The organism is Clavibacter davisi (genome assembly GCF_052751415.1).
In genome coordinates, this window is sequence record NZ_CP199882.1 from 74,571 (window position 1) to 99,178 (window position 24,608).

29 protein-coding genes and 1 pseudogene are annotated in these 24,608 nt (G+C 73.9%); 15 read left to right on the plus strand and 15 right to left on the minus strand.

The genetic code is table 11. The annotated features are described in order from the left end of the window. Positions 1 to 16: 16 nt before the first annotated feature. Positions 17 to 985: a nuclear transport factor 2 family protein gene (locus ACU4ZT_RS00345; RefSeq protein WP_063070864.1), complete on the minus strand. Its 969-nt coding sequence runs from the start codon at positions 983 to 985 to the stop codon at positions 17 to 19. A 327-nt stretch (positions 986 to 1,312) separates the two neighbouring features. Continuing rightward, positions 1,313 to 2,005, minus strand: coding sequence for a hypothetical protein (locus tag ACU4ZT_RS00350; RefSeq protein WP_445337573.1), 693 nt, complete (start codon positions 2,003 to 2,005; stop codon positions 1,313 to 1,315). Positions 2,006 to 2,321: 316 nt separating this feature from the next. Here ACU4ZT_RS00350 and dnaK point away from each other — a divergent pair, with 316 nt between their 5' ends. From dnaK to ACU4ZT_RS00380, 6 genes are all read left to right on the plus strand, one after another. Beyond that, positions 2,322 to 4,193 carry a molecular chaperone DnaK gene (gene dnaK / locus ACU4ZT_RS00355; protein WP_063072110.1) on the plus strand — a complete coding sequence of 624 codons (1,872 nt, stop codon included), beginning with the start codon at positions 2,322 to 2,324 and terminating at the stop codon, positions 4,191 to 4,193. After that, on the plus strand, positions 4,190 to 4,858 hold the full coding sequence (locus tag ACU4ZT_RS00360; protein ID WP_414763489.1) for a nucleotide exchange factor GrpE: 669 nt from the start codon (positions 4,190 to 4,192) through the stop codon (positions 4,856 to 4,858). Before dnaK ends, ACU4ZT_RS00360 begins: the two co-directional genes overlap by 4 nt. Positions 4,859 to 4,975: 117 nt before the next feature. Continuing rightward, on the plus strand, positions 4,976 to 5,989 hold the full coding sequence (locus ACU4ZT_RS00365) for a DnaJ C-terminal domain-containing protein (protein WP_063072108.1): 1,014 nt from the start codon (positions 4,976 to 4,978) through the stop codon (positions 5,987 to 5,989). Between the two features lie 19 nt (positions 5,990 to 6,008). Beyond that, a complete protein-coding gene (locus ACU4ZT_RS00370) occupies positions 6,009 to 6,464 on the plus strand; it encodes a heat shock protein transcriptional repressor HspR (RefSeq protein ID WP_063072114.1) in 456 nt (151 codons plus the stop codon). Then, positions 6,461 to 7,690, plus strand: coding sequence for a class I SAM-dependent methyltransferase (locus tag ACU4ZT_RS00375; RefSeq protein ID WP_445971903.1), 1,230 nt, complete (start codon positions 6,461 to 6,463; stop codon positions 7,688 to 7,690). The genes ACU4ZT_RS00370 and ACU4ZT_RS00375 overlap by 4 nt, the downstream gene beginning before the upstream one ends. 42 nt (positions 7,691 to 7,732) lie before the next feature. Further along, a complete protein-coding gene (locus ACU4ZT_RS00380) occupies positions 7,733 to 8,173 on the plus strand; it encodes a DUF1905 domain-containing protein (RefSeq protein WP_414763818.1) in 441 nt (146 codons plus the stop codon). A gap of 23 nt (positions 8,174 to 8,196) precedes the next feature. Here the strand turns inward: ACU4ZT_RS00380 and ACU4ZT_RS00385 are convergent, their stop codons facing one another. The 6 genes from ACU4ZT_RS00385 to ACU4ZT_RS00410 form a co-directional block, all read right to left on the minus strand. Then, positions 8,197 to 8,409, minus strand: coding sequence for a helix-turn-helix domain-containing protein (locus tag ACU4ZT_RS00385; RefSeq protein WP_445337574.1), 213 nt, complete (start codon positions 8,407 to 8,409; stop codon positions 8,197 to 8,199). Then, positions 8,385 to 8,804, minus strand: a complete 420-nt coding sequence (locus ACU4ZT_RS00390; RefSeq protein ID WP_063072105.1) for a BLUF domain-containing protein — start codon at positions 8,802 to 8,804, stop codon at positions 8,385 to 8,387. The genes ACU4ZT_RS00385 and ACU4ZT_RS00390 overlap by 25 nt, the downstream gene beginning before the upstream one ends. A 101-nt stretch (positions 8,805 to 8,905) precedes the next feature. Further along, positions 8,906 to 9,634 carry a heme utilization protein gene (locus tag ACU4ZT_RS00395; protein WP_445337575.1) on the minus strand — a complete coding sequence of 243 codons (729 nt, stop codon included), beginning with the start codon at positions 9,632 to 9,634 and terminating at the stop codon, positions 8,906 to 8,908. Positions 9,635 to 9,827: 193 nt separating this feature from the next. Further along, positions 9,828 to 10,415 (minus strand): alpha/beta hydrolase, encoded by a 588-nt coding sequence (locus ACU4ZT_RS00400; protein ID WP_270980899.1) that lies wholly within the window; start codon positions 10,413 to 10,415, stop codon positions 9,828 to 9,830. 85 nt (positions 10,416 to 10,500) lie between these two features. Next, on the minus strand, positions 10,501 to 11,529 hold the full coding sequence (locus ACU4ZT_RS00405) for a LacI family DNA-binding transcriptional regulator (protein ID WP_063072102.1): 1,029 nt from the start codon (positions 11,527 to 11,529) through the stop codon (positions 10,501 to 10,503). 236 nt (positions 11,530 to 11,765) lie between these two features. After that, positions 11,766 to 12,119, minus strand: a complete 354-nt coding sequence (locus ACU4ZT_RS00410) for a hypothetical protein (protein ID WP_270980898.1) — start codon at positions 12,117 to 12,119, stop codon at positions 11,766 to 11,768. A gap of 275 nt (positions 12,120 to 12,394) precedes the next feature. Here ACU4ZT_RS00410 and ACU4ZT_RS00415 point away from each other — a divergent pair, with 275 nt between their 5' ends. From ACU4ZT_RS00415 to ACU4ZT_RS00450, 8 genes and pseudogenes are all read left to right on the plus strand, one after another. Continuing rightward, positions 12,395 to 13,426, plus strand: coding sequence for an amidohydrolase family protein (locus ACU4ZT_RS00415; RefSeq protein ID WP_445337576.1), 1,032 nt, complete (start codon positions 12,395 to 12,397; stop codon positions 13,424 to 13,426). A gap of 42 nt (positions 13,427 to 13,468) precedes the next feature. Continuing rightward, positions 13,469 to 13,885: a GNAT family N-acetyltransferase gene (locus ACU4ZT_RS00420; RefSeq protein ID WP_063072101.1), complete on the plus strand. Its 417-nt coding sequence runs from the start codon at positions 13,469 to 13,471 to the stop codon at positions 13,883 to 13,885. Positions 13,886 to 13,981: 96 nt separating this feature from the next. After that, positions 13,982 to 14,893 carry an ABC transporter ATP-binding protein gene (locus ACU4ZT_RS00425; RefSeq protein ID WP_414763493.1) on the plus strand — a complete coding sequence of 304 codons (912 nt, stop codon included), beginning with the start codon at positions 13,982 to 13,984 and terminating at the stop codon, positions 14,891 to 14,893. Beyond that, positions 14,890 to 15,879, plus strand: a complete 990-nt coding sequence (locus ACU4ZT_RS00430; protein WP_081235061.1) for an iron-siderophore ABC transporter substrate-binding protein — start codon at positions 14,890 to 14,892, stop codon at positions 15,877 to 15,879. The genes ACU4ZT_RS00425 and ACU4ZT_RS00430 overlap by 4 nt, the downstream gene beginning before the upstream one ends. Before the next feature lie 31 nt (positions 15,880 to 15,910). Then, positions 15,911 to 18,067 carry an iron ABC transporter permease gene (locus tag ACU4ZT_RS00435; RefSeq protein ID WP_445337577.1) on the plus strand — a complete coding sequence of 719 codons (2,157 nt, stop codon included), beginning with the start codon at positions 15,911 to 15,913 and terminating at the stop codon, positions 18,065 to 18,067. Positions 18,068 to 18,175: 108 nt separating this feature from the next. Continuing rightward, positions 18,176 to 18,673, plus strand: a complete 498-nt coding sequence (locus ACU4ZT_RS00440; protein ID WP_445337578.1) for a MauE/DoxX family redox-associated membrane protein — start codon at positions 18,176 to 18,178, stop codon at positions 18,671 to 18,673. Further along, positions 18,670 to 19,389 carry a hypothetical protein gene (locus ACU4ZT_RS00445; protein ID WP_445337579.1) on the plus strand — a complete coding sequence of 240 codons (720 nt, stop codon included), beginning with the start codon at positions 18,670 to 18,672 and terminating at the stop codon, positions 19,387 to 19,389. The genes ACU4ZT_RS00440 and ACU4ZT_RS00445 overlap by 4 nt, the downstream gene beginning before the upstream one ends. A gap of 101 nt (positions 19,390 to 19,490) precedes the next feature. Continuing rightward, positions 19,491 to 19,637, plus strand: a pseudogene (locus ACU4ZT_RS00450) (iron chelate uptake ABC transporter family permease subunit); the annotation flags it as partial. Between the two features lie 12 nt (positions 19,638 to 19,649). Here the strand turns inward: ACU4ZT_RS00450 and ACU4ZT_RS00455 are convergent. Beyond that, on the minus strand, positions 19,650 to 20,303 hold the full coding sequence (locus ACU4ZT_RS00455; RefSeq protein WP_445337580.1) for an HAD family hydrolase: 654 nt from the start codon (positions 20,301 to 20,303) through the stop codon (positions 19,650 to 19,652). 63 nt (positions 20,304 to 20,366) lie between these two features. Here ACU4ZT_RS00455 and ACU4ZT_RS00460 point away from each other — a divergent pair, with 63 nt between their 5' ends. Beyond that, positions 20,367 to 20,603 (plus strand): hypothetical protein, encoded by a 237-nt coding sequence (locus tag ACU4ZT_RS00460; protein ID WP_063072096.1) that lies wholly within the window; start codon positions 20,367 to 20,369, stop codon positions 20,601 to 20,603. 33 nt (positions 20,604 to 20,636) lie between these two features. On the opposite strand, the gene ACU4ZT_RS00465 is transcribed toward ACU4ZT_RS00460, so the two are convergent. The 6 genes from ACU4ZT_RS00465 to ACU4ZT_RS00490 all read right to left on the minus strand — a co-directional run bounded on the left by ACU4ZT_RS00465 (position 20,637) and on the right by ACU4ZT_RS00490 (position 24,573). Further along, positions 20,637 to 20,999 carry a hypothetical protein gene (locus tag ACU4ZT_RS00465; protein ID WP_445337581.1) on the minus strand — a complete coding sequence of 121 codons (363 nt, stop codon included), beginning with the start codon at positions 20,997 to 20,999 and terminating at the stop codon, positions 20,637 to 20,639. Next, complete coding sequence (locus ACU4ZT_RS00470) at positions 20,996 to 21,622, minus strand: hypothetical protein (protein WP_445337582.1); 627 nt, start codon at positions 21,620 to 21,622, stop codon at positions 20,996 to 20,998. The genes ACU4ZT_RS00465 and ACU4ZT_RS00470 overlap by 4 nt, the downstream gene beginning before the upstream one ends. 264 nt (positions 21,623 to 21,886) lie before the next feature. After that, on the minus strand, positions 21,887 to 22,459 hold the full coding sequence (locus tag ACU4ZT_RS00475; protein ID WP_414763499.1) for a GNAT family N-acetyltransferase: 573 nt from the start codon (positions 22,457 to 22,459) through the stop codon (positions 21,887 to 21,889). A 152-nt stretch (positions 22,460 to 22,611) separates the two neighbouring features. After that, a complete protein-coding gene (locus tag ACU4ZT_RS00480; protein WP_445338679.1) occupies positions 22,612 to 22,905 on the minus strand; it encodes a putative immunity protein in 294 nt (97 codons plus the stop codon). Positions 22,906 to 22,918: 13 nt separating this feature from the next. Beyond that, on the minus strand, positions 22,919 to 23,431 hold the full coding sequence (locus tag ACU4ZT_RS00485; RefSeq protein ID WP_445337583.1) for a GNAT family N-acetyltransferase: 513 nt from the start codon (positions 23,429 to 23,431) through the stop codon (positions 22,919 to 22,921). A 56-nt stretch (positions 23,432 to 23,487) separates the two neighbouring features. After that, positions 23,488 to 24,573, minus strand: a complete 1,086-nt coding sequence (locus ACU4ZT_RS00490; RefSeq protein ID WP_445337584.1) for a phosphotransferase family protein — start codon at positions 24,571 to 24,573, stop codon at positions 23,488 to 23,490. Between the last annotated feature and the right edge of the window lie 35 nt (positions 24,574 to 24,608).

Consider the following 24,608-nt stretch of genomic DNA (forward strand, 5'->3'; position numbering starts at 1 on the left):
CGTGTCGTGCGTCGGATCAGCTCGCGGGCACGACGTCCCAGTGCTCGCGGATGAGGCCGTCGTCCACCCGGAAGACGTCCGCCGCCAGGTAGGGGTCGTCCGCCTTCGCGCCGACCGTCTGCGAGAAGGTCCAGACCAGGTCGCCGTCGGAGATCGAGACCACCGACTGCTGCGCCGGGAACTGCGCGCCGCCGGAGAAGAACGCCTTCAGCGCCGCAGTGCCGTTCGCCGCGACGGTGTTGTGCTGGAGGTACGCCGGGTCGAACGAGCGGTCGAGCACGCTCGGGTCGTGGTCCTTGAAGAGGGTGTCGTAGGCGCCCACGGCCAGCTGCCGGTTCGCCTCCTCCTGCTGCTCGGTGGGCTCGGCGCTGCCGCCCTTGCCCTTGTAGAGGTCGCTGAACATGGTGTTCGTGTTGCCGCTCGCGGGCTTGCCCTGCGGGACCGGCTGGTCGAACGCCCAGTGCTCGGTGACCTTGCCGCCGGCGAGGCGGAACAGGTCGATGGCGGCCTCGCCGGTGCGCTCGTCGTCCGGGTTCGCGGTGATCTGCCAGTGCACGGCCACGAGGTCGCCGTCGGCGCCGATGTGCTTGACGACGGCCTTCGCGCCGGGCACCCGGGCGTGCGCCTGGACGAACTCGTCGAGCAGGCCGCCGGGGCCCGCCTTCGAGCCGTGCGAGGTGGCGTCGGGGGCCACGGCCGCGACGACCGCGGACTGAGCGGCCTCGCTGGTCGGATCGGGGAACGCGGCCGCGATCAGCTTCGAGACGGCGTCCGCGTTGGCGTCCTCCGTGTCGGAGTCGGCGCGATCGGCCGTGGTGCCGCCGGATCCCGCGGGAGCGGTGGCGACGACGGGGGTGGCATCGGTGGGGGTGTCGGCGGAGGCCGCGGTGGATCCGGCAGCCTGGCAGCCGGCGAGGACGACGACGCCAGCGAGCGCGGCGGTGCCGCGCGCGAGCAGGGACACGGGAGTTCGTTGAATGCTCATGCATCCACGATGGGGGTGGTGGCTGGGAAGCTCCGATGTGCATGGATGGCACGCTGATCGGGCTCTCCTGTTATGCGCACGCGTCCTCCGGCGAGGGGACGGGCCGCGGGCGGACAGCCGCCCCGCCGGATCCCCGCTCCGTTCCGAAGTCCGTGCACCGGGACCCGAGTCGCCCGGCAGGGGCCCCCTCGCCGCGCATGCGAGGGGGCTTCCCTGCGCGCGGCGGCCGGGCGCCGCGCGCAGGGCGCCGGGCGCACGACGAACGGCCCGGCGTCGTGGGCCGGGCCGTTCCTGGTGGTGCTCCCGGGGTCGAGCCCGGGGGTGGTGCTACTTGGTGTTGACGGTGATCTTGGCGATGCCGACGACGAGCTTGTCGGTGACGGCGTCGGTCTTGAAGGTGCTGTTCAGCAGCGATGCGGCGTCGGGGCTGATCTTGACCGTGGTGCCCTCGAGGACGGCCTTGTCGCCCTCCATCGCGAGGGGCTTCAGGGTCGTGCCGTCGAGGTTGAAGATGTAGACGTCCTTCATGACCTCGCCGTCGCCGACCTGGACCGAGCCGGTGAGGCGGCTGGTGCCGGGGTCGATGACGAAGTCGGTGAGCTTCACGACGGTCGAGCCGGCGGTGAGGCTGATGCCGGAGCCGGAGTGGTCGATCTCGCCCTGGACGTAGGGGCGGTAGGACTGCTGCGGGTCGAAGTACTTCACGTTGCCGCCGGTGATGGGGAACGCGAGGGTGCCGGTGGCGCCGTCGAGGGTCGCGGTGCCGATGACGCCGGGGGTCAGGCCCAGGGTCGTGAGGGCGCCGGTGAAGCCGGAGTCGAGCGTGACCTTGGTGTCGACGCCGGTGAGCTTCGGGATCGTGGCGAGAGCGGTCGGGTTCGCCTCGGTCGTCGCGGTCGCGGCGGGCTTCGACGAGGAGCCGGAGTCCGCGGACTGCGGCGGCGTGGAGCAGGCGGCGAGGCCGACGATGAGGAAGCCGGCGGTGGTGAGGCCCAGGAGGGACTTCGAGATGGTGCGCATGATGGGTCCTTCGGTCGGGGCGGCCGAGCGGCCGCCGGTTGGAGTCGACAGGGCATTCGGCACCCCTCCCGAACTCGATGGGTCCGTGATGCGAACGTGACCTGATCCGCCCCCTCCTGGGAGTTGAGCCGCCTGCGCTCAGGTTCGGCGGATCCGACTTGACGCCGGCCGGGGCTCCGGTAGAGTTGAGTCATCGCGGCTCAAGTAGCACGCCGCTGACGAAGCGGCACCGCGAGCGAGACTCCGCGGGACACCCGCGTCACCCACGAAGCGACCCCGTGATCCGGGCGCCGCGGCAACAGAAGGAGAACACCCCATGGCTCGTGCAGTAGGAATCGACCTGGGTACCACCAACTCGGTGGTCTCGGTCCTGGAGGGCGGGGAGCCCACCGTCATCGCCAACGCCGAGGGCGCGCGCACCACGCCGTCCGTCGTCGCGTTCACCAAGGACGGCGAGGTGCTGGTCGGCGAGACCGCCAAGCGCCAGAACGTCACCAACGTCGACCGCACCATCTCGTCGGTCAAGCGCCACATGGGCACCGACTGGACCGTCGGCATCGACGACAAGAAGTACACGTCGCAGGAGCTGTCCGCCCGCATCCTCGGCAAGCTCAAGCGCGACGCCGAGCAGTACCTGGGCGATTCGGTGACCGACGCGGTCATCACCGTCCCCGCGTACTTCAACGACGCCGAGCGCCAGGCCACGAAGGAGGCCGGCGAGATCGCGGGCCTCAACGTGCTCCGCATCATCAACGAGCCCACCGCGGCGGCCCTCGCCTACGGCCTCGACCGGGGCAAGGAGGACGAGCTCATCCTCGTCTTCGACCTCGGCGGCGGCACGTTCGACGTCTCGCTCCTCGAGGTGGGCAAGGACGACGACTTCAGCACCATCCAGGTCCGCTCCACCGCGGGCGACAACCGCCTCGGCGGCGACGACTGGGACCAGCGCATCGTCGACCACCTCGTCAAGCGCTTCAAGGAGTCGACGGGCGTCGACGTCTCGAACGACAAGATCGCCAAGCAGCGCCTCAAGGAGGCCGCGGAGCAGGCGAAGAAGGAGCTCAGCTCTTCCACCAGCACGAGCATCCAGCTGCCGTACCTCTCCCTCACGGAGAACGGCCCGGCCAATCTCGACGAGACGCTCACCCGAGCCAAGTTCGAGGAGCTCACGAACGACCTGCTCGAGCGCACCCGCAAGCCCTTCGAGGACGTCATCCGCGAGGCCGGCGTCTCGGTCGGCGACGTGGCCCACGTGGTCCTCGTCGGCGGATCCACCCGCATGCCCGCCGTCGTCGACCTCGTGAAGAAGCTCACGGGCGGCAAGGAGCCCAACAAGGGCGTCAACCCGGACGAGGTCGTCGCCGTCGGCGCCGCGCTCCAGGCCGGCGTGCTGAAGGGCGAGCGCAAGGACGTCCTGCTCATCGACGTCACCCCCCTGAGCCTCGGCATCGAGACCAAGGGCGGCATCATGACCAAGCTCATCGAGCGCAACACGGCCATCCCCACCAAGCGCAGCGAGACCTTCACCACGGCCGACGACAACCAGCCGTCCGTGGCCATCCAGGTCTTCCAGGGCGAGCGCGAGTTCACCCGCGACAACAAGAACCTCGGCACCTTCGAGCTCACCGGCATCGCGCCGGCGCCCCGCGGGATCCCGCAGGTCGAGGTCACCTTCGACATCGACGCCAACGGCATCGTGCACGTGTCCGCCAAGGACAAGGGCACCGGCAAGGAGCAGTCGATGACCATCACGGGCGGATCCTCGCTCGCGAAGGAGGACATCGAGCGCATGGTGCGCGAGGCCGAGGAGCACGCGGCGGAGGACAAGACGCGCCGCGAGCAGGCCGAGGTCCGCAACAACGCGGAGCAGCTCGCCTACTCGATCGACAAGCTCATCAAGGAGAACGACGACAAGCTCCCCGAGGACGTCAAGTCCGAGGTCCAGGGCGACGTCGACGGCCTGAAGAGCGCCCTCGCGGGCGACGACGAGGCCGCGGTCAAGACCGCGTTCGACAAGCTCTCCGCGAGCCAGACCAAGCTCGGCGAGGCCATCTACGCGCAGGGCCAGCAGGAGCAGGCCGCGGGCCAGACCCCCGAGGGCGCGCCCGAGGCGAAGAAGGACGACGAGGACATCGTCGACGCCGAGGTCGTGGACGAGGACGAGCAGGACAAGAAGACCGACCGATGACCGAGGACACCGCGAACGGCGAGGGTCGCGTGCCCGAGGACGCCACGCCCGAGGACGAGGGGGCCGAGCAGTCGGCCCCCGCGGCCCCGGCCGGGCCTGACGCCACGGCGGATCAGGCGGCCGACGCGGCCTCCGTCCCCGGCGTGGACGGCGCGTTCGTCGAGGCCGAGGGCCCCGACGTCGAGACGACCGACGCCATGGACGAGGAGCTCCAGGACCTCATCGAGCAGACCCGGAACGAGCCCGTCGAGGGCGACTCCGAGCACCTCGCGGACCTGAAGCGCGTCACCGCCGAGTACGCCAACTACCGCAAGCGCACCGAGGCGAACCGCGAGATCGAGCGCCAGCGCGCGGTCGGCGACGTGGTGAAGGGCATCCTCCCGGTGCTCGACGACCTCGACCGCGCCGAGAAGCACGGCGACCTCGCGGAGGGCGGACCGCTCACCGCGATCGTCGCCAAGCTGCGGACGAACGTGGAGCGCATCGGGCTGGTGAAGGTCGGCGCCGTGGGCGACGCCTTCGACCCGCAGGTGCACGAGGCGATCTTCCAGAAGCCGAACCCCGAGGTCCAGGTGGACACCGTGGCGGACGTCGTCGAGAGTGGCTACTACATCGGCGAGACGCTGCTGCGGGCCGCGAAGGTCGTCGTCGACAAGCCGGAGTAGCGCCATCAACCGCAGCATCGATCCGGCTGCACCCACCCCGGTCCGGGCGTCCGCACGCGCGGGCGCCCGGACCGGGTCGTGCGGCCCCCACCACGAGAAGAAGAAGGGAGGCGTCTGATGGCCAGCCAGGACTGGTTCGACAAGGACTTCTACAAGGTCCTCGGAGTGTCCAAGGACGTCTCGGAGGCCGACCTGAAGAAGGCCTACCGCAAGCTCGCGCGGCAGTACCACCCGGACAGCAACCCGGATCCGTCGGCCGAGGCGCGCTTCAAGGAGATCAGCGAGGCCAACGCCGTGCTGTCCGACAAGGAGCAGCGCCGCGAGTACGACCAGATGCGCGCGATGGGATCCGGCGCTCGCTTCAGCGCGCCCGGCGCCGGTGCGCAGGGCGGCGGCTTCGAGGACGTGTTCGGCGGCATGTTCGGCCAGCAGGCCGGCGGCCGCGGGCGTCGTGCGGCCGGGTTCGGATCCGGCCAGCCGCAGTACAGCCAGGGCGGGTTCGAGGACATCCTCGGCGGCATGTTCGGCAACGGCGGCTTCGGCCAGTCGACCGGCGGCTACCGCGGCTACGGCGCACCCACCAAGGGCCGCGACGTGACGGCGTCCACCACGATCGACTTCCTCACCGCCGTGCAGGGCGACGTCGTGCGCCTGCAGGACTCCGACGGCCGCCCCCTCACGGTGCGCGTGCCGGCCGGGGTCACCGACGGGCAGAAGATCCGGCTCGCCGGCAAGGGCGAGCCGTCGGGCGACGGCGGCGCGGCGGGCGACATCATCCTCACGGTCCACGTGCGACCGCACCCCGTGTTCGAGCGCGACGGGCTGAACCTGCGGGTCAACGTGCCCGTGACGTTCCCCGAGGCCGCGCTCGGCGCGACCATCGAGGTGCCGACGCTCGGGGGCGACCCGGTGCGGCTCAAGGTCACGCCCGGCACGTCCAGCGGCAAGGTGCTGCGGGTCAAGGGCCGCGGCGTCACGACCGCGAAGGGCACGGGCGACCTGCTCGCGCGCATCGAGGTCGCGGTGCCGTCGCGCCTCACCGACGCGCAGCGCGTGGCGCTCGACGCGTTCGCCAGCTCGGGTCCCGTCGAGGACCCGCGCGCCGACCTCATCGAGCGGGCCAGGAGCTGACGTGGATCCCCGCGACGCGATGGACGAGGACGCCCCCGTCTTCGTGATCTCCGTGGCCGCGGAGCTCTCGGGCATGCACCCGCAGACGCTCCGGCAGTACGACCGCCTCGGGCTCGTGTCGCCCACCCGCACGGCCGGGAGAAGCCGCCGCTACTCGATGCGCGACATCGTGCAGCTGCGGGAGGTCGCCCGGCTGGGCGCGGAGGGCGTGAGCCTGGAGGGGATCGCCCGGATCCTCGAGCTGGAGAACCAGGTGTCCGAGCTCCGCGGCCGCGTGCGCCAGCTCGAGTCCGCGCTCGCGGACGAGCTGCTCTCCCGGCCCGGCCGCCGCGTGTTCGCGGCCCGCGGCGACGGCGACGTGGTGTCGCTGCGCGCGGGCGTGCGCCCCTCGCGGCAGACCGAGGTCGTGCTGTACCGCGCGGCGCTGGCCCGCCCCGGCGACGACCGGGACGCCGGCGGGCGCGACGCGCGGTGACCGACGCCACGGGATCGGCGGCGACCGCCGCCGACGACCTCCTCGACCTGGGCGCGCTCCGGCGCCGGCCCGACGTCGAGGCCGAGAACCTCTTCGCGGCCGACGCCGCGGATCGCCTGCTCCTCGACGAGCTGCTGGCGCTCCTCGCCGACGCGGCCGCGGCCGGTCGGCCCCTCGCGGCCGACGAGGTCGTGGTGATCGGCGACCAGTACGGCGCCCTGGCGCTCGGGGCCGCCGCGGCGCTCCGGCGGGCCGGGGCGGCGGATCCGATGCGGATCCGCGTGCACCAGGACGCCCTCGTCTCCGAGACGGCGCTCGACCTCAACGCCCGCGACCTCGGCGAGACGGCCGCGTTCGCGCACCACGGGCTCGACGACGCCCTCGCGGCCGGCGCACGGGTCGTCGTCGCCCGCCTGCCGCGCAGCCTCGACGCGCTCGACGAGTGGGCCGGTGCGGTCGTGCGCACGGCGGCGGACGACGTCACCGTGCTCGCGGGCGGGCGGATCAAGCACATGGCGCTCGCGATGACCGACGTGCTCCGCCGGCGCTTCGGCGACGTGCACGCGACGCTCGCCCGGCAGAAGTCGCGCGTGCTCGTGGCGCGCGGCCCGATGCGCGACGCCGCGGCCGACGCCTTCCCGCGCCGCGAGTCGCACCCCGACCTCGGCCTCGAGGTGCGCGCGCACGGCGCCGCCTTCGCGGGTGCGCGCATCGACATCGGCACGCGCTTCCTCCTGTCCTTCCTGCCGGACCTCCTGCCCGACGCGCGCACCGCGGTCGACCTCGGCTGCGGCACCGGCGTCCTCGCTTCGGCGGTCGCGCTCGCCCGGCCGGACCTGCGCGTGATCGCGACGGACCAGTCGTGGGCCGCCGTCGCGTCGGCCCGCGCCACCGTCGCCGCGAACGGGCTGGGGGAGCGGGTGACCGTGGTGCGCGACGACGCGGGATCGACCGTGCCCGACGGATCCGCCGACCTCGTGCTCCTCAACCCGCCGTTCCACACGGGCGCGACCGTGCACGCCGGCCTCGCCGAGCGCCTCTTCCGGTCCGCCGCCCGCATGCTGCGCCCGGGCGGCGAGCTCTGGACCGTCTACAACAGCCCGCTCGGCTACCGGCCGCAGCTCACGCGGCTCGTCGGGCCGACCCGCGAGGCGGGACGGAACGCGAAGTTCACGGTCGCCGTCTCGACGCGGGCGGATCCTCAGGTCCTATCCTCGGGGCCATAGCCGGCGAGCCGCGCCGCGCCGCCCGCTCACCGAGGAACCGCCATGCCCACCTTCCGCACACGCGTCCTGCAGGCCCGCGTGAACGCGACGGGGCTGCCCGTGCCGCCCGAGGCGCTCGAGGAGCTGGGCGCCGGGAAGCGGCCGGCCGTGGTCGTGACCGTCGCGGGGTACTCCTACCGCACGACCGTCGGCACCATGGGCGGGCAGCACCTGCTGCCGCTGAGCGCCGCGCATCGCGCCGCCTCGGGGATCGCCGCCGACGACGAGGTCGAGGTCACGATCGAGCTCGACGCCGTGCCGCGCGAGGCCGTGCTCCCCGAGGAGGTCGCCGCCGCCCTCGCCGCGGAGCCCGCCCTGGCCGAGGCGTTCGCCGCCCTGTCGTCGAGCCGGCAGCGGGCGCTCGTGGATCCGATCGGCGAGGCGAAGACGGAGGAGACCCGCGCCCGCCGGGTGCAGAAGGCGCTGGCGGCGCTGCACGGCTGACGCACCTGCCGCCGCTGCGCGCATCACGACGACGGCGGATCCAGCACCAGCAGCTCGCCGATCTCGCACTCGAGCGCGCGGCACACCGCCACGATCGTGGAGTAGCGCACCGCCCGCGCCCGGTCGTCCTTCAGAACCGACAGGTTCGCCTGGCTGACTCCGAGGATCGCGTTGAGCCGCGTGAGCGTCATGCCGCACGCGGCGAGCAGGATCAGACCGGGTGCGAGCGGAACCACTCCAGGAGCCAGCGGGCCCGCGACGGCGCGTCGGGGCGGGCGGCCGCCTCCGCCGGGCGGTCGAGGAAGTCGTCGTAGCCCTCGAGGCGGGCGACCATCGCGTCGTCGACCGTGCGGAACGCCATCTTCCAGGCCGGGAAGGCCCGCTCGGCGATGGGCTCGTCGAGCAGCAGGCGGACCTCGGAGTGCCGGGTGTCGGCGGCGATGACGGAGAACACGTCCCGCACCGCGTCGTCGGGCCCCTCGAGCACCTGCATGAAGCGGCCGTCCCGGTGCAGGAGCATGCCGGTGAGCCCGGACCGCTCGTTGTTGCGGACGCACTGGCGCAGGAGCTCCGCCAGGTCGTCGTCGGTCAGGTCCCGCGTGGCGGTGCTGGTGTAGACGGTCGTGCGCATGGATCCCCCTCGTGCCTCCCGTCCATCCTCGCGCGTCGCGAGGCCGATCGGGGGCACCGGCGCCTCCGCGGTGCGCCGCGGGGACAGCGGAGGGCGCCGGATCAGCGCGCCGTGCCGCCGAGGGTCCAGGTGCGCACGTGCTCCCAGGTGAGCGTCGTCCACCAGCGGCCCGACCAGTCGGGGCTCGCCGTGCGGTACATGATCACCGTGTCGCCCAGGAAGCCCTCGGGCACGGGCTGCTCGAGCCCGCGGATGAAGTCGCCGACCTCGTCGTGCAGATCCGGGCGCACGCAGAGGTCGTGCGAGGCGAGCGAGAGGTGGGCGCGGAAGCGCGCGGGGTCGAAGGTGTGCTGCTCGGGCGAGTTCATCGGTCGGCGGAACGGGGCGACGACGCGGTCGATGTCGGCCGCGAGGGCCAGGAGCTCGGCGTTCTGCGAGCCGTCGGGCCGCTCGTCGACGTCGTAGACGAAGCCGAACCCCTGCTCGCGGACGCCGGCGTTGTGCACCGGGAACGCGGGACGGTCGGCGAGGAGCTCGGTGACGGCCTCGATCACCCGGGCCTCGCCGTGCCCGAACGGCTGGCTGCCGATGAGGGTGGCGTGCGGCGGGAAGGCGCCCGCGGAGACGAGGCCGTACTGCGCGCGGAGCTGGTCGGTGACCGCGGTGACGGCGCGGCAGGTGCGCGGGTCGGGGCGCAGGAAGATCCCGTAGCGGTAGGGGTCGCTGTCGTCGCGGGGGAGCAGCGACGGGCGCATGTCGACGCGGCCGGCCGCGGCGGGGGCGACGTCGGGTTCGGCGATGTCGAAGGCGTTCGGGTCGTCGTGGTCCATGCGGATCCTCCTGCAGTGCGGTCCGGGCGATGGGAACGTTCCCACCGCGACGGACACGGTGCCACATCCGCGGTCGGCGGGGAAGTCCGCGAGGTGAACGGGGGATGGACGGCGGGTGCGGCGGCCGGCTGACGCCGGCCGTGACGCGGTCCCAGCGCCGCGGAGGCGGACCCCGGATCTCGGACGGTCGCGGTCAGACGGCAGCGGCGATGAGCGCAGCCGTGGCCGCGGGGTGCGTGAGCGGGAAGAGGTGGCCTCCGGGCGCGTGGACGACGCGCGCGCCGAGATGCCGTGCCAGACGGAGCTGGTCGTCGTATCGGCGGTCCGCCCGCGCGACGACCACGACGATCGACCTCGGCCCGCGGGCGGGCGCGGGTGCGCGGCGGAGACGGTCGGCGACGGCGTCGAGGTCCAGCGGCGCTCCCGTCGGCGCGCGGAGCCCGTTACGGCGGAAGGCCGCGCGCCGGAGGGCGTGGGAGACGACGCCGCGGACCACGGGGATCCGGGCCGTCGCCCGCGAGGCCGCCCGCAGGAGGGGTTCCGCGGGGCGCCGCCGCGGCACGCTCGGCGCCAGCAGCACGAGGCGCTCGCGCGTGCTCGTCGGCCCGCCGAGCGCCGTGAGGGCGCCGCGCGAGTGCGCGACCACGAGCTCGGACGGGAGGGTCGCGTCGGCGGCGAGGAGGTCGCGGAGCGCGCGGTAGTCGGCGACCGGGAGGGGGAAGCCGGGATGGAAGACGGGGGCGGGCGGCCGGAGCGCGTCGGGATCGTCGTGCACGGTCATCCACCTCCTCCCTCCGCGGATCCCGTGGGTGTGCGCCACCCTCTCGCGGCGTCGACCGCGACGCCCGACGCGGAACCGCGACGGATCAGCCGCGGACGCGGACCGCCGTGCGTCCCGGGATCAGCTCGCCGTCGACCGCCGTGTGGCAGGTGCCCGAGACGGTGCCGTCGATGCGGTCCACCACGGCGTCGACCGCGAGCGTGCCGATCACCGGGATCGGCTGGCGCCACGACGTGAAGCCCAGCAGCTCGCTCGTGAAGGGCGGCAGGCCGTCGTACCCGGTGACGGAGATGCCGTCGGGGGCGGTGACGCCGCGACGGCCGAGGCCGTCGAGGATCGCGAGGGCCCAGACGTCGCTCGGCGCCATGACGGCCGTGATCCCGCCCGCGTCCACGAGCGCCTGGGCGACGCCGTCCGCGCCGTCCAGGTGGCCGTCGGCGTGGTCGTCCGCGCGCACGTGCACCGCGTCGAGGCCCAGTGCGCGGAGCCGGTCGAGCATCGCGTGCGTGCGCGCCGAGATGGTGAGCGAGAGGCGCGGGCTGAGGGTCACGACGGCGATCCGGCGGTGGCCGAGCGACGCCACGTGGTCGGCGAGGCCGTGTCCGCCCGTGGTCTCGTCGCAGTAGACGCTGCTGAGCGCCGGGTCGACCTCGGGGCGGCCGGCGACGACCGTGGGGATCCGGCGGGCCGAGGGCAGGATGTCCTCCACCGGCAGCGCGCCGCTGCAGACGACGAGGCCCTCCACCCGCAGCGACACCAGCGTCTCGAGGGCCTTGCGCTCCTCCTGCACGTCGAAGGCGCCGAAGCCCGTGGCCGTGACGACGCGGTACCCGCGCTCGGATGCGCGCTGCTGCAGGGCCGTGAGCAGGTGCCCGTAGAACGGGGTGGACGCGTCGCGCACCAGCACCCCGAGCGTGTGCGTGCGATGCGCGGACATGCCGCGCGCGTGGGCGTTCGGCACGTAGCCGATCTCGTCGGCGGCGGCGCGGACGGTCACCTGCGTGGCGGCGGCGACGCCGGGGGAGCCGGAGAGCGCGCGGGACACGACCGACTTGGAGACGCCGGCGCGCGCGGCGACGTCGTGGATGGTGGGGGCGGCGTCCGGGCGCCTCATGCGCGGGGCCCCTCGGTGCAGCGCCTCGACGCGGGCCCGGGCGCTGATGCGGGCGCGGGTGGGAGCGCGATCTCGGAAGCGGTCCGGTGGGCGGGGTCGGAGGGCACGGGTACACGGTAGCGACGCGCGCGCGGTGGGAGGCGCTGCGGCGTCGCGGGTCGTGCGGGATGCGCGGGTCGTGCGCGATGCGCAGGTGACGCGGGATGCAGGGATGGCACGGGGTGGCGGGGCGGGTGTCAGCGGGGGAGGTCGGTGCCGGGGGCGTCGCGCGCGTCCGCGGCAGGAGCCGAGGCGGACGGGGCGGCGGTGGTCTCGGTGCCCGCGGCATCGTCGTCGGCTGCTGGCGTCGCGGCGCGTGGCGTCACGGCGGGCGGCAGGGGCAGGCCCGTGGCGCTGGCCCCGAGGCGGCGGCCGATCGCACGGCACACGGGGGCGACCAGGTCGATGAGGCGCGGCGGCGCTCCGGCCTCGGCCTGCCGACGCGCGTCGTGCAGCGGGTCGTCGTCGGCGGGATCGCCCGGCCACGTGTCGTGCAGCGCGCGGAGGCGCTCCTGGAGGAGGTCGTCGTCGCGGTCCGGGCTGCTCAGCACGATCCGCGGGCTCCCGTGGCGTGGCCCGGTCGCGGATCCGGCGCGGCGGGCCGGGGCGGGCCCGAGCGTGCAGGGCGCGCGGGGCGCCGGGCGGCGTGCGGGAGCGGGACGGACGGCATGGGACCTCGCGGTGCGGATCGACGGGCGGTCGCACGAGGGTACGGCGCCCGCGGATCCGGCCGGTCGGCTCCTGCACATGCGGCGGGGGCGCGGATCCGTCCCGCACGTCGCCGCCGCGCGCGGGAGGCGGTGCGGCCGCGGCCTACGCTCGCCCCATGACCCCCTCGCGCCCGGCCCGCCGGCCCGCCCCCGCGGACGGCGTCTGGCGCGTCCGCGAGCTGCGGCTCGAGCGCCGGCACCGGGAGGTCGCGGTGCGGATCTCCGGCGGCGCCGTCGCGCTGGCCGACCCGGGGGAGCCCGTGCTCGGTCGCCTCGACCTGGCCATCAGCGACGGCGTCCACGACCGGCACGTGCACCTCGGCCTGGTGGACCACGCGGCGCTCGCCGCGTCGCCCGTCACGTCGGTGGTGGATCTCGGGTGGGATCCGGCGGAGATCGCTCGCATCGCCGCCTGCCCTCCCGGCGGCGTGGCCGTCCACTATGCGGGTCCGTTCCACACCGCCGTCGGGGGTTACCCGTCGGATCGGCCGTGGGCGCCTGCCGCCGCCGTGCGCGAGGTGGCCCGCGCGGAGGACGCGCCCCGGGCGGTCGCGGAGGCGAGGGCCGGCGGATCCGGGGTGCTCAAGATCGTGCTCCACGACGGCGGGCCGCTCCTGACGGACGACGTGCTGGTCGCGCTCATCGAGGCCGCGCAGGCCGCCGGGCTGCGGGCCGCCGTGCACGCCGAGGGCGCAGGGCAGGCGATGCGTGCGGTCCGCGCGGGGGCCGATGCGCTCGTGCACGTGCCGTGGACCGAGCGGCTCGACGACCGCGCGCTCCGGGAGTCGGCCGCCCGCGACGTGCTCTGGATCTCGACCCTCGCCATCCACGAGGGCGCCGACCTCGCTGCGGCCCTCGACAACGCCCGGCGGTACCGGGGGCTCGGCGGCCGCGTCGCCTACGGCACCGACCTCGGCAACGGCGACCAGCCGCTGGGGCTCCACGCGCGCGAGGTCGCGCTCCTCGGCGAGGCCGGCCTCCGCGGCGACGCGCTGCTCGATGCGGTGCTGGGGAGCGCGCCGGGCGGGATCGCGCACGCGCTGGCGAGTGCGGATCCGCTTCCCGACGCCGCCGACGCGACCCCCGACGATCTCGTCCGCTGGCTGCGCGGCGCGCACCGGCTCGGCGCGGCCGACCCGACCGGCTGATCCGACCAACGTCCGACCGACGCCTGTCGCTAGCGTCGGAGCATGCCCGCGAGCTTCGCCGTCACGTCCGACACCGACAGGATCGACCGCGCGCGCGTCCACCGCTGGCTGAGCGAGCAGGCCTACTGGGCGATCGGTCGTAGCCGTGCGACCCAGGACGCGGCGATCGACGGGTCGCGCAACTACGGCGTCCACGACACGGAGACGGGCGAGCAGGTCGCCTACGCGCGCGTGGTCACGGACGGCGTCACCTTCGCCTGGCTCTGCGACGTGTTCGTGGCGCCTGAGATCCGCGGCCGGGGCGTCGGGCGGATGCTGGTGTCCGGCGTGATCGCCGACCTGGAGCCGCTCGGCCTCGCCCGGATCCTGCTCTCGACGTCGGACGCGCACGACCTGTACGCGCAGAGCGGGTTCGTGCCGCTCGCGGATCCGACGCGGATGATGGCCCGCTTCGGCTGACCGCCCGCCACCCGGAGGCGTGCGGCCGATGTGCCGGCGGGCTCCCGACCATCACGGCTTGTCGCTACGGCTGAGGTTAGGCTAACCTCACCTATCGTGACCTCCGCCGCCTCGACCGTCCCGATCCCGCGCGCCGCCGAGCCCGCGGCGGAGCGGGAGGGGACGCGCGCGGCGACGCCGGGATCCGCCCTCGCGGCCCGCGACATCACGGTCGCGTACGGCGACACGGCGGTCGTGCACGGCGCCGACCTGGAGCTCCGGCCCGGCTGCGTCACCGTGCTCGTCGGCCCCAACGGCAGCGGCAAGTCGACCCTCCTGCGCACCATGGCCAGGCTCCAGGCGGCGCGCTCCGGATCCCTCGCGCTGGTCGAGGAGGAGGCCGAGACAGAGACCGACGCCCTCGACCTCTCCCTCCGCCGCTTCGCCCGCCGCGTCGCGCTCCTCACGCAGGGCCGGCCGACGCCCGGCGGCCTGAGCGTGCGCGACGTCGTCGAGTTCGGCCGCTACCCGCACCGCGGCCGGTTCGGCGGGGCGGATCCCGAGGGCCGCGCCGCCGTGGATCGCGCCCTCGACCTCACCGGCCTCGTCCCCCTCGCCGACCGCGGCGTCGACCAGCTCTCCGGCGGCCAGCTCCAGCGCGTCTGGCTCGCCAGCTGCCTCGCCCAGGAGACGGGCGTGCTGCTCCTCGACGAGCCCACGACGTACCTCGACCTCCGCTACCAGGTGGAGCTCCTCGACCTGGTGCGCGACCTCGCCGACGACGGCCGCATCGCCGTCGGCGTCGTCCTCCACGACCTCGATCAGGCCGCCGCGCTCGCCGACACCGTCGCGCTGCTCTCCGACGGCCGGATCGTCAAGACCGGCACCCCTACCGAGGTGCTGACCCCCGACCTCCTCACCGAGGTCTACGGCATCCCCGTCGAGGTCCACGCGGACCCGACGACGGGCAGCCTGCGCACCCGCGCGGTCGCCCGCCACCACCACAGGAACGAGAGGCTCCACCCGTGATCACGAGACGACGCACCCTGGCGATGACCGCCCTCGCCGCCGCGACAGCGCTCACGCTGACCGCATGCGGCACCACGGAGGAGGCGTCGACGGACACCGGCGCGAAGCCGGCCGGGCAGGAGATCACCCTCACGGACGGCACCGGTGCCGCGGTCACGCTCGACGGGCCCGCGAAGAAGGTCGTCGGCACCGAGTGGAACGTCGTGGAGAACCTCGTGTCGCTGGGCGTGGATCCGGTCGGCGTCGCCGACGTGAAGGGCTACGGCGCCTGGTCGTCCGCCGTCCCGCTCGTGAACGAGCCCGCCGACATCGGCACGCGCGGCGAGCCGAGCGTGGAGACCATCGCGTCGCTCGCGCCCGACCTCATCGTCGCGACCGACGACCTGCCCGCGGACGCCGTCACCCAGCTCAAGGCCATCGCGCCCGTGCTCCAGGTGAAGTCGGCGGACGGCACGAAGCAGATCCAGCAGAGCGAGGACAACCTCGAGCTCATCGCGAAGGCGACCGGCACCGAGGACAAGGCGACGCAGGTCATCGGCGCGTACGACCAGGCCGTCACCGACGCCAAGGCGAAGCTCGACGCGGCGGGGCTCGCGGGCTCGAAGTTCCTGTTCGCGGACGCGTACGTGGACGCCGGCCAGGTCGCCATCCGCCCGTTCGGGAAGGGCTCGCTGGTCGGCGACGTGACCGCCGAGCTCGGCCTCGAGAACGCGTGGACCGGCGAGGTCGACCCCGCCTACGGCCTCGGATCCACCGACGTGGAGGGCCTCACCAAGGTCGGCGACGTGCAGTTCCTCTACAACTCGAACTCCTCGCAGGGCGACGACCCGTTCGCGTCGAACCTCGCCGGCAACGCCGTCTGGCAGTCGCTCCCGTTCGTGAAGGCCGGCGACGTGCACCGCATGCCCGAGGGCATCTGGGTGTTCGGCGGCCCCGCCTCCATGACGGCGTACGCGAAGGCGCTCGTCTCCACCCTCGCCGGCTGACCCGGCGCGCCCGACCCGCCCTCCCCATCCGATGACCGCTCCCGCCCGCACCGCGCCCCCGCCGGCCGACGCGCCTCCCGCGCGTCCGGCCGAGTCGGCGATGCCGGCCCCCGTCCCGTCGCTCGCCGCCGTCGTGCGCGACGACGGGGCCGGGCGGATCCCGGTGCGGGCGATCGCGGTCGTCGGCCTGCTGGTGCTCGTCGTGGCGGTGCTCGCGGTGGTCGACGTCACCCAGGGCACCGCCGCGGTCGGACCCCGTGAGGTGGGGGAGGCGCTCCTCGGCCGCGCGACGCCGGGCGACGCGTCCGTCGTGGTCGCGTCGCGGCTGCCGCGCATGGCGGCCGGGATCCTCGTGGGACTCGCCCTCGGCGCGGCCGGCGCCGCGCTCCAGACGGTGAGCCGCAACGTGCTCGCCTCGCCCGACACGCTCGCGGTGAACGCGGGCGCCTACGCGGCCCTCGCGGTCGCGGGCGTGACAGGGCTCACGCTCCCGGTGATCGCGGGCGCGGGCGTCGCGTTCGTCGGCGGGCTCGTCGCGGCGGCGGTCGTGCTCGCGGTCTCGGGCCTCGGATCCGGCACCGTGCGCCTCGTGCTCGCGGGCAGCGCGCTCGCGCTCGGCCTCGGATCCGTGACCAGCGCGCTCCTCCTCCTGTTCCCGCAGCGGACCGGCGGCCTCTACCGCTGGGGCCAGGGCGGCATCGGCCAGAACGGCTTCGACGCGGTCGCCCAGATGGCGCCCGTCGTGGTCGTGGCGCTCGCGCTGCTGCTCCTCCTCACGCGTCGACTGGATGCGCTCGGGCTCGGCGACGACGCCGCCCGCAGCCTCGGCGTCGACGTGCGGGCGACCCGCGTGGTCGCCGTGCTCGCCGCCGTGCTGCTCTCCGCCGCGGCGGTGACCGTCGCCGGCCCCATCGGCTTCGTCGGCCTCTACGCGCCCGCGTTCGCGCGTCCGCTGCGCCGGCTCGTCCCGGGCGTCCGCCGCTCGTGGGTGTTCATCCCCGTCGCCGGGCTGATGGGCGCCGCCGTCGTGCTGCTCGCCGACGTGCTGCTGCGCGCGGTCGTCGGCGCCGAGGCGTCGGTGGCCGTGCCGACCGGCCTCGTCACGTCCCTCATCGGCGCGGTCGTGCTCGTCGTGCTGGCCGTGCGCACCCGCGACAGCGCGGCGCCCGCGCCGACCGAGCGGCGCGGCGTCGTCACCCGCGGCCGCGTCGCGCTCGTGGTCGGCGCGCTCGTGGCCGTGCTCGCCGCGTCGCTCGTCGCGGCCGTGCTCCTCGGCGACGCGAAGCTGCTCCTCGGCGACGTCGTCAACGGGATCCGCGGCACCGCCGGCCCCATCGTCAGCTACGTACTCGACACCCGCGTGCCCCGCGTGCTCGCCGCCGTGCTCGCGGGCGCGGCGCTCGCGCTCGCCGGCGTGCTCGTGCAGGCCGTGACACGCAACCCGCTGGCGGACCCGGCGATCCTCGGCGTCTCCGGCGGCGCGGGCCTCGGCGCGGTGCTGTTCGTGACGAGCGTGCCGCTCGCGGCCGGCTGGGGCATCGCCGGCGCGGCCGGGCTCGGCGCGCTCGCGGCCGCCGGCGTCGTGTTCGGGCTGGCCGCGCGCGGCGGCTTCCCGCAGAACCGGCTGGTGCTCATCGGCGTCGGCGTCTCGGCGGGCACGGCCGCGGCCATCAGCCTGATCATCGTGCTCACCGACCCCTTCAACGCGGCGAAGGCGCTCACCTGGCTCTCCGGATCCACCTACGGCCGCGGCTTCGACGACGCCCTGCCCGTGCTCGTCGCGCTCGTGCTCAGCGTGGCGCTCGCGGCCCCGCGGCACCGGATGCTCGACCTGGTCGCCCTCGACGACGACACCCCGCGCCTCCTCGGCGTCTCGCTCGGCCGCGCGCGCCTGCTCGCCCTCTCGATCGCCGTCGTGCTCACGGCGACGGCCGTCGCGGCCGTGGGCGTGATCGGGTTCGTCGGCCTGGTCGCACCGCACGCGGCCCGCGCGCTCGTCGGCTCGCGGCACGCGCGCGTGGTGCCCGTCGCGATCCTCCTGGGCGCCGCGCTCGTGACCCTCGCCGACCTGCTCGGCCGCACCGTGATCGCCCCGGCCCAGCTCGGCGCGGGCCTCGTGACGGCCCTCGTCGGCACGCCGTACTTCGTGTGGCTGCTGTGGCGCGGGCGGGCGGCGCGGGAGCGGTAGGGGCTTTCGTGGGACTGCCGACCGCGAGAGTGTGGATGAAGAAGTCACGACGACTGGGGATCACCTAGCTTCGCGTGCGCGGGCCTCTTCGCCTACCACGCCCGTGTTGTGGGGACACTCCTGTCGGGAACGCTGCTGATCATTGCCCGCATGTGCGCAGGTGGATTCTTCGTCTGGACGGGCAGCGCGAAGCTGAGCCGGTCTCGACACTTCTGGTCCCAGATCATGGGTTACAAGATCGTCGGACCCCGTCAAGCCAGATTCCTCGCCGCCACGCTGCCTCCCATCGAGTTCGTCGCCGGATTGTTCTTCGCCGCTGGGCTATGGCCCGCCGGGACGGGGTGCGTTCTGCTCCTGCTGCTCGCCGCATTCAGTGTCGCCATCGCATCCTCTCTGCTCCGCGGCCTCGAGAACGATTGCGGCTGCGCGGGGAGTGATCGCGTCTCACCGCTCCTCATCGTCCGCAACGTCATGCTCGCTGCGCTGGCGGTCGCTGGAATGTCATCCGTGGCGCCAGCGTACTCCGGCGAGATCATCGTCGTGGCATGCGGGTGCCTCCTTGTCATCGCAATCAGCTCCAATTCGTATCGTGCAATAGGAAGATGATCATCAATCAGATCGAAAGGTATGCACATGTCGACTCGACGCAGCATCTTTTGAGGGGCCTCATCGGCGCCGCCGCGCTCACGGCAACTGAAAAGGTCGGAACATTGTCGGCGTTGGCTTCACCGGTTTCGGCGAAGCCCATCCGTGAATCCGACCATCCGTGGTATTTGCAGCCGCTCGCGGCGACTGCCAACGCAGGCGCCGATGACTTGGCGGTCCTCCATCGGGCAGCAGTGGCGGCGGCCGTCCAAGAGGGGTATGCGCGGGACGTCGTGTCCTCGGCGGTCGCACAGGCTACCGTCTCGGTCAACACTCGCGGCAACAGGGTCGGCAAGTGCTCTCTGATCTTGGACGCGCAGTCCGTATTCGTGCTCACGAAGGAGTTCGGAACTGGGCATTTGAATCGCCAGGCTGTGCAGACGCTCTGGGCGGGCGGTGACAACCTCGTCCGAGATCTCGTGCCGGCTGCTCACGCCAAGATGATGGCCTCTGGTGAGGCGGGCAGCATAGAGGCGGCGGACGAGGCTTCGAGCTGCTGCACCGTCCTCGGCAATGCGATCGGCACGTGTTGTCGATATGACTTCCAAGGGCTGTTCGAGTGCTGCGGGCCCTGTGGGTTCACTTTCACTGAGATCCCGATCTTCCTAGCCTGCGTCGTCATCTGGTGCACTTACTGCTCGGCGGCGCACTGCAAGGAGTGGTACCACGAGTGTTGATGCGTCCAAGGTGAGGTGCTTCCCGAGGTGGGTTACGCCGATGCCCTCGAATCGCTCGGCCGCGCGCGCCTGCTCGCGCTCTCGAGCGCGGTCGTGCTGACGGCGCCGCGCTCGTGACCCTCGCCGACCTGCTCGGCCGCACCGTGATCGCCCCGGCCCAGCTCGGAGCGGGCCTCGTGACGGCCCTCGTCGGCACGCCGTACTTCGTGTGGCTGCTGTGGCGCGGGCGGGCGGCGCGGGGGCGGTAGGGGCGGATCCGGTCAGGCGGCGGCGCGGATCGCGCGGGCCACCGCGGCGAGCACGTCGGCGGGGTCCCGACCCTGGAGCGTCGGCGACCAGGCGGCCGTCCAGGGGCGTCCGTGCGTCACCCACGCCGTCGCGAGGCCCACCGCGCGGCCCCCGGCCATGTCGGCCTCGATGTCGTCGCCGACCATCCAGGTGGTGCGCCCCGGTCCGGCGATCTCGCGGGCGGCCGCGAAGATCCGCGCGTCGGGCTTCTTCACGCCCAGCGCGCCTGAGATCACGCTGCCGGTCACGAGGTCGGCGAGCCCGGTGCGGTCGATCGTGGCCCGCTGCTGCCACGCGTCGCCGTTGGTCACGACGACGAGCGACTCCCCGAGATCGCCGAGCTCCCGCAGCCGTGCCACGACACCCGGGTAGCAGTCGTTCCGGGCGACGACCTCTCGGCGCAGCGTGGCGACCAGGCCGTCGACGTCGGAGCCGGCCGCGGGGAACCGGTCGACGATCCGCTGCGCGAGCACCTCGCGGGGCGTGCGTCCGCGGCCGTCGGCCTGGAGCAGCCACTCCTCGTCCCCGGCGTCGCCGCCCCACGCGGGCACGGCCTCGGCCGCCCAGCGCGCGAAGGCGCCCGAGCGATCGACGAGGGTGTCGTCGAGGTCGAGGAGGACGGGCATGCCGGGACCCTAGGGGACGCACGCCGTGGATGCACCGGCGCGCGCGGATCGGCAGGGGGCCCGATGCAGGAGCAGAGGTCGTCGGCGGCCGGGTCGCGCCGGATCCGCACGACGCAGCGCGTGATGATCGTGGCCTTCGCGGCGCTCGCGGTCGCGCAGGTCGCGGTCGGGGTGCTGGCGCTCATGGCGGCGGACGGCACGGAGGGGAACGGCGCCCTCGGGGTCGTGATGCTCATCGGTGCCGCCGTCTCCGTGACCCTCTCGATCCTGTTCGCCGTCGCCCTCCGCCGCTCGCGCTGAGCGTCGGTCCACCGCCACGCGGGGCGGGCGGGGTCATCCGTCGGCGCCGGTCCACCTGTTCACGACCCACCCCACGGCCGAGGGCTCGTCGACGAGTCCGTCCGCCCAGTCGACGGCCAGCGAGACGGTCGGGCCGTCGGGGTCGCCGATCTCGTTGGCGAATACCGCAGATGCCAGGCTCTGCGCGTCGTTCGGCGAGAAGCACTTGGCGAGGTCCTCGAGCATCCAGCGTCGACCGACGACCTGGGGGGGGGAGTGGGATGCCCGGTACAGGATCACGGCGGAGCCGTCCGCGCGAGCCTGGCCGGCCACCCATGACTTCCGCGGGACCAGACCCGGGTTCGCCGAGAAGCGCGCGCGGATCGAGTCGACGAACACGTCTCCGTCGACCGTCACGGGACGTCCTGCCCGATGGACATCGGCTCATACGACCACGAGGTGGAGGTGGAGGTGGGCGATCCCTCGGAGAGGCGAGTCGTGGACGGCTTCTTCACTCCGATCGCGAGGTCGACCCAGGAGGGGCAGGCAAGCGCTCCGTCCGGGTTCAGGCAGTACGCCGTGATTATGCCGACCTCTTCACCGCCCAGAGCGACGCCATACCAATCGCTCTTTCCGACGGCTTTGTTGACCACTCCGACTTCTCGGGAGTCCGTAACCGTGCAGCTCTCTTCGTCAGTGCACGTGATTTCATTCGCGTGAGCTGTGTAGCGCCTATCTTCCCCCTCGTCGACCCCGCCATCCGGATTCTTCAAGACAAAGCCGATTGAGTTCTTGCTGAAGATCGCGTGACGCTTTTGGGTTTTGGTCCAACCGAAGCCGGCGACACCGTCATAAGTACCTTGGCGGAGGATGATGGTCCGACCAGCGGCAGCGGTCTCGGTTCCCACAATCGTCGCCCCATCCGCCGCAGAGGCCGATGTGGCGACCACGAGCCCGGATCCACTCAACAGACCGATGAGGCCCGCCGTCATCGCTGCTGCCCGAACAGTTCGTGACATGCGATTCGTGTTATTTCCCATGATTCCCCTCATCCTTCGAGCTCATCACTCTTCCGGCTATCTCCCGGCCGCGCGACCAGTCGCACGGCAGGAGGCCTCTCGCCAGTTCCACGCGATCGTTCGGCCGCAATCGGATATCGATCTATAGATCACGCTAAGGGCGCGGATTGCCCGGGTCGACCGCGCACGGCGCATGTGGCAGATGTGGTATTCGCGCGCGCCATGCGGAGGGACGATCGAGGCCTGCATCGTCGACGGCGCTGTGCCTTCGTAGCCCACCTGAACTCACTCCAGCGGCTGCACGTAACGCCGGCACACGTGCACGCGCCGGAACCGCGCCCGCAGCTCGGCCTCGCGCTCGATCGGCGCATGGAGGAGCGCCTGCACCGGCCGGCCGAGGCCGTCGGGGGTCGTGAAGCCGGTCGTGTCGTCACCCTCGCCCACGTAGACGTGCAGGTAGCGGGTCTCCTCGACGAAGCCGACGCGGCGGTACCACGCGTTCGCGGCGGGATCCTCGCGGGTCCAGGCGTCGAGCTCGGTGGCGCCCGTCCCGGCGAGGAGCGGGAGAGCCGCCTCGAGGAGGGTCGTGGCGATGCGTCGGCCCCGGTGGTCGGGGTGGACGGCGATCGCGTCGATGGTCGCGAGGGCACCCTCGACGCCGATGTCGAGGACCCCGACGATCGTGCCGTCCGGGTCCTCGGCGACGAGCGCGACGGACGGTTCGGCCGGATCCGGGCGCGAGGCCAGCGCGTAGTCGAAGTACTGCGTGTCGAGGAACGAGAGCGCCCGGCAGCGGAGCCAGCCGGTCTCGTCGGCGGGGGAGTAGGCGCGGATGGTGGGCGCGGGGTGAGCGGGCATGCGGGGTCCTGTCGTCGAAGCGCGCCGAGCGGGATCCGCCGGGCACGGGTGGGATGGGAGCGGAGCGGGAGCCGGTGCTCATCTCGACGACATGCCTCCACCGTGGCCGATGCGCGCACCGCGCGCAAGGACGGGCGGCGGATGCGTGCGGCTCAGCCGAAGACGTACGCCGCGAAGCCCGCGGGCACGCTCGCGCGCTGCCGCTCCAGCTCCGCGACGAGCTGCTCGCCCGCCAGCGCCTTCCGCGTGTACCGCGGGATCTCGCGGCTGTGCCCCGCCATGTGCGCCACGGCCGCCGCTTGTCCGACGGCTCGGGCGACCGCCGTCGCCTCCGCGGACTCGGCGTCGCGGGCCGCGGCGTGGCAGCCGAAGGCGAGCGTGCGCATCGCGCCGACGCCGAGCGTCCCGCCCGCGAAGGCGGCGGCTCCGTCGAGGGCGTCCCGCAGCCGGCCCCGCGACTCACGCCAGCGCGCGCCCCATCTGGATCCGTCGCCCGAGCCGGTCGAGCCCGAGCCCCGCCTCCGTCTCCACGAGGCCCAGGTGGAACGGCGTCGCCGGCGGCTCCTCCACGAACCCGGCGCGGGCGTAGGCGGGCGCGTTCCAGGGCACGTCGGCGAAGGTGCGCAGCGTGATCCGCCGATGCCCGCGCCGCCGGGCCTCCTCGGCCGCCGCCTCCACGAGCGCTCCACCGTGGCCCCGGCGCCCGTGCTCGGGCGGCACGGCCACCTGCTCCAGGTGCGCGAGGCCGTCGGCCTCGAGGACGTGCGCGAAGCCGACGAGGGCGGGCGCGTCCGCGGCCGCGTCCTCCGCGACCAGCAGGAACCCGTGTTCGGCCGCGCGCTCCGCCCCGGTCGGCGCGGGCCACCACGCGGCGGGGCTGAGCAGCTCCACGAGGATCCGGTCGGCCCGGTCCTCGATCCCCTGCAGCGCGGCGAGGTCATGGGCGGCGGCGGGGCGGATCCGGGTGGGCATGCCGCGAGCGTATGCGGGCGGGCGGGCGGGCGCCGTCCGGCCGACGCGAGGGCGCGTCAGCCGAGCACGCGCCCCACCGACGCGAGCAGCAGGTCGAGCAGCGCCGTCAGCTCCGCCTGCGCGCGCTCCGGCGGTTCGTCCGGCAGGCTGCCGCGGCGCATCGCGGATCCGGCGTCGAGCGCGACCACGAGGTCGGCCGCGAGCTTCCAGCGCAGCGCGATGGCGGCGTCGAGGCCGTGGCGCACGGCGTCCGGCGGCACGGATCCGCCCGCCGCGCGGATCCCCTCGGCGTGGCGGTCGACCGCCTCGTCGAGCACCGAGGACATGTTGACGACCGACGCATCGCCCCGCCGCACCGAGGAGAACAGCAGCGACGCGAGGTCGGCGCCGACCGGGCCCGGCCCCACCGACTCCCAATCGATGAGCACGATGCCGCCGCCGTCGACGAACACGTTCGCGCCGGTCGCGTCGTGGTGGCAGAGCGTCCGCGGCAGCGCCTCGAGCGCCGCGCGCACGCGGTCCTGATGCGCGAGGAGGCTGGCGGCGGCGGGGATCCGCTCACCGAGCGCCGCGGCCGCACGTGGTCCGGGAGCGGCGAGAGCCCGCGCGCCGGCGGCGGCCGCCTCGGGCTGCGCGTGCCGGTCGATCCAGCCCGTGAAGAGCCACGGATCCTCCGGCGGCCGCCCGAGCCACCGCCCGCCGAGCGCACCCAGCGCCTCCGCGGCGTCGAGCAGCGCGGCCCGGTCCAGCGGGCGCGCGCCCCGGTGCCGCACCTCCTCGAGCCACAGGGTCACGCCGCCGTCCGCGTCGCGAGCCGCCCCATGCGCGCGCGGCGCCCGGATCCCCGGCGGCAGCCCGCCGAGCAGCCCCGACCGGTAGGCGGCCAGCTCCCGCGCGCCGTTCGCCACGAGGTACGGGACGGCGAGGTGCGGCCCCTCCGTCCGCTTCTCGACGAGCGACCACGGCACCCGCGCGCCGCCCGCCGCGAGCACCGCCTGCCCGCGGACCCGCGTCACGGCCCGGTGCGCGAGGAACGCGTCGTACTCCAGCGGCTCCCGGCGCACGTCCACCAGCGCGGCGACCGGCCGCCCGAGGAGGTCGGCGACGGCGTCCCCCAGCCCCGCGTCCCGTCCGTCGTCCATGCCCCGACGCTAGCGGCGTGCCCGTCGCACCGACC

Excerpts from the sequence above, each read along its gene's own strand:
- ACU4ZT_RS00345 (WP_063070864.1), bottom strand. The coding sequence starts at position 985 with ATGAGCATTCAACGAACTCCCGTGTCCCTGCTCGCGCGCGGCACCGCC.
- ACU4ZT_RS00350 (WP_445337573.1), bottom strand. The coding sequence starts at position 2,005 with ATGCGCACCATCTCGAAGTCCCTCCTGGGCCTCACCACCGCCGGCTTC.
- dnaK (WP_063072110.1), top strand. The coding sequence starts at position 2,322 with ATGGCTCGTGCAGTAGGAATCGACCTGGGTACCACCAACTCGGTGGTC.
- ACU4ZT_RS00360 (WP_414763489.1), top strand. The coding sequence starts at position 4,190 with ATGACCGAGGACACCGCGAACGGCGAGGGTCGCGTGCCCGAGGACGCC.
- ACU4ZT_RS00365 (WP_063072108.1), top strand. The coding sequence starts at position 4,976 with ATGGCCAGCCAGGACTGGTTCGACAAGGACTTCTACAAGGTCCTCGGA.
- ACU4ZT_RS00370 (WP_063072114.1), top strand. The coding sequence starts at position 6,009 with ATGGACGAGGACGCCCCCGTCTTCGTGATCTCCGTGGCCGCGGAGCTC.
- ACU4ZT_RS00380 (WP_414763818.1), top strand. The coding sequence starts at position 7,733 with ATGCCCACCTTCCGCACACGCGTCCTGCAGGCCCGCGTGAACGCGACG.
- ACU4ZT_RS00390 (WP_063072105.1), bottom strand. The coding sequence starts at position 8,804 with ATGCGCACGACCGTCTACACCAGCACCGCCACGCGGGACCTGACCGAC.
- ACU4ZT_RS00395 (WP_445337575.1), bottom strand. The coding sequence starts at position 9,634 with ATGGACCACGACGACCCGAACGCCTTCGACATCGCCGAACCCGACGTC.
- ACU4ZT_RS00400 (WP_270980899.1), bottom strand. The coding sequence starts at position 10,415 with ATGACCGTGCACGACGATCCCGACGCGCTCCGGCCGCCCGCCCCCGTC.
- ACU4ZT_RS00405 (WP_063072102.1), bottom strand. The coding sequence starts at position 11,529 with ATGAGGCGCCCGGACGCCGCCCCCACCATCCACGACGTCGCCGCGCGC.
- ACU4ZT_RS00415 (WP_445337576.1), top strand. The coding sequence starts at position 12,395 with ATGACCCCCTCGCGCCCGGCCCGCCGGCCCGCCCCCGCGGACGGCGTC.
- ACU4ZT_RS00420 (WP_063072101.1), top strand. The coding sequence starts at position 13,469 with ATGCCCGCGAGCTTCGCCGTCACGTCCGACACCGACAGGATCGACCGC.
- ACU4ZT_RS00435 (WP_445337577.1), top strand. The coding sequence starts at position 15,911 with ATGACCGCTCCCGCCCGCACCGCGCCCCCGCCGGCCGACGCGCCTCCC.
- ACU4ZT_RS00445 (WP_445337579.1), top strand. The coding sequence starts at position 18,670 with ATGATCATCAATCAGATCGAAAGGTATGCACATGTCGACTCGACGCAG.
- ACU4ZT_RS00455 (WP_445337580.1), bottom strand. The coding sequence starts at position 20,303 with ATGCCCGTCCTCCTCGACCTCGACGACACCCTCGTCGATCGCTCGGGC.
- ACU4ZT_RS00460 (WP_063072096.1), top strand. The coding sequence starts at position 20,367 with ATGCAGGAGCAGAGGTCGTCGGCGGCCGGGTCGCGCCGGATCCGCACG.
- ACU4ZT_RS00470 (WP_445337582.1), bottom strand. The coding sequence starts at position 21,622 with ATGGGAAATAACACGAATCGCATGTCACGAACTGTTCGGGCAGCAGCG.
- ACU4ZT_RS00475 (WP_414763499.1), bottom strand. The coding sequence starts at position 22,459 with ATGCCCGCTCACCCCGCGCCCACCATCCGCGCCTACTCCCCCGCCGAC.
- ACU4ZT_RS00485 (WP_445337583.1), bottom strand. The coding sequence starts at position 23,431 with ATGCCCACCCGGATCCGCCCCGCCGCCGCCCATGACCTCGCCGCGCTG.
- ACU4ZT_RS00490 (WP_445337584.1), bottom strand. The coding sequence starts at position 24,573 with ATGGACGACGGACGGGACGCGGGGCTGGGGGACGCCGTCGCCGACCTC.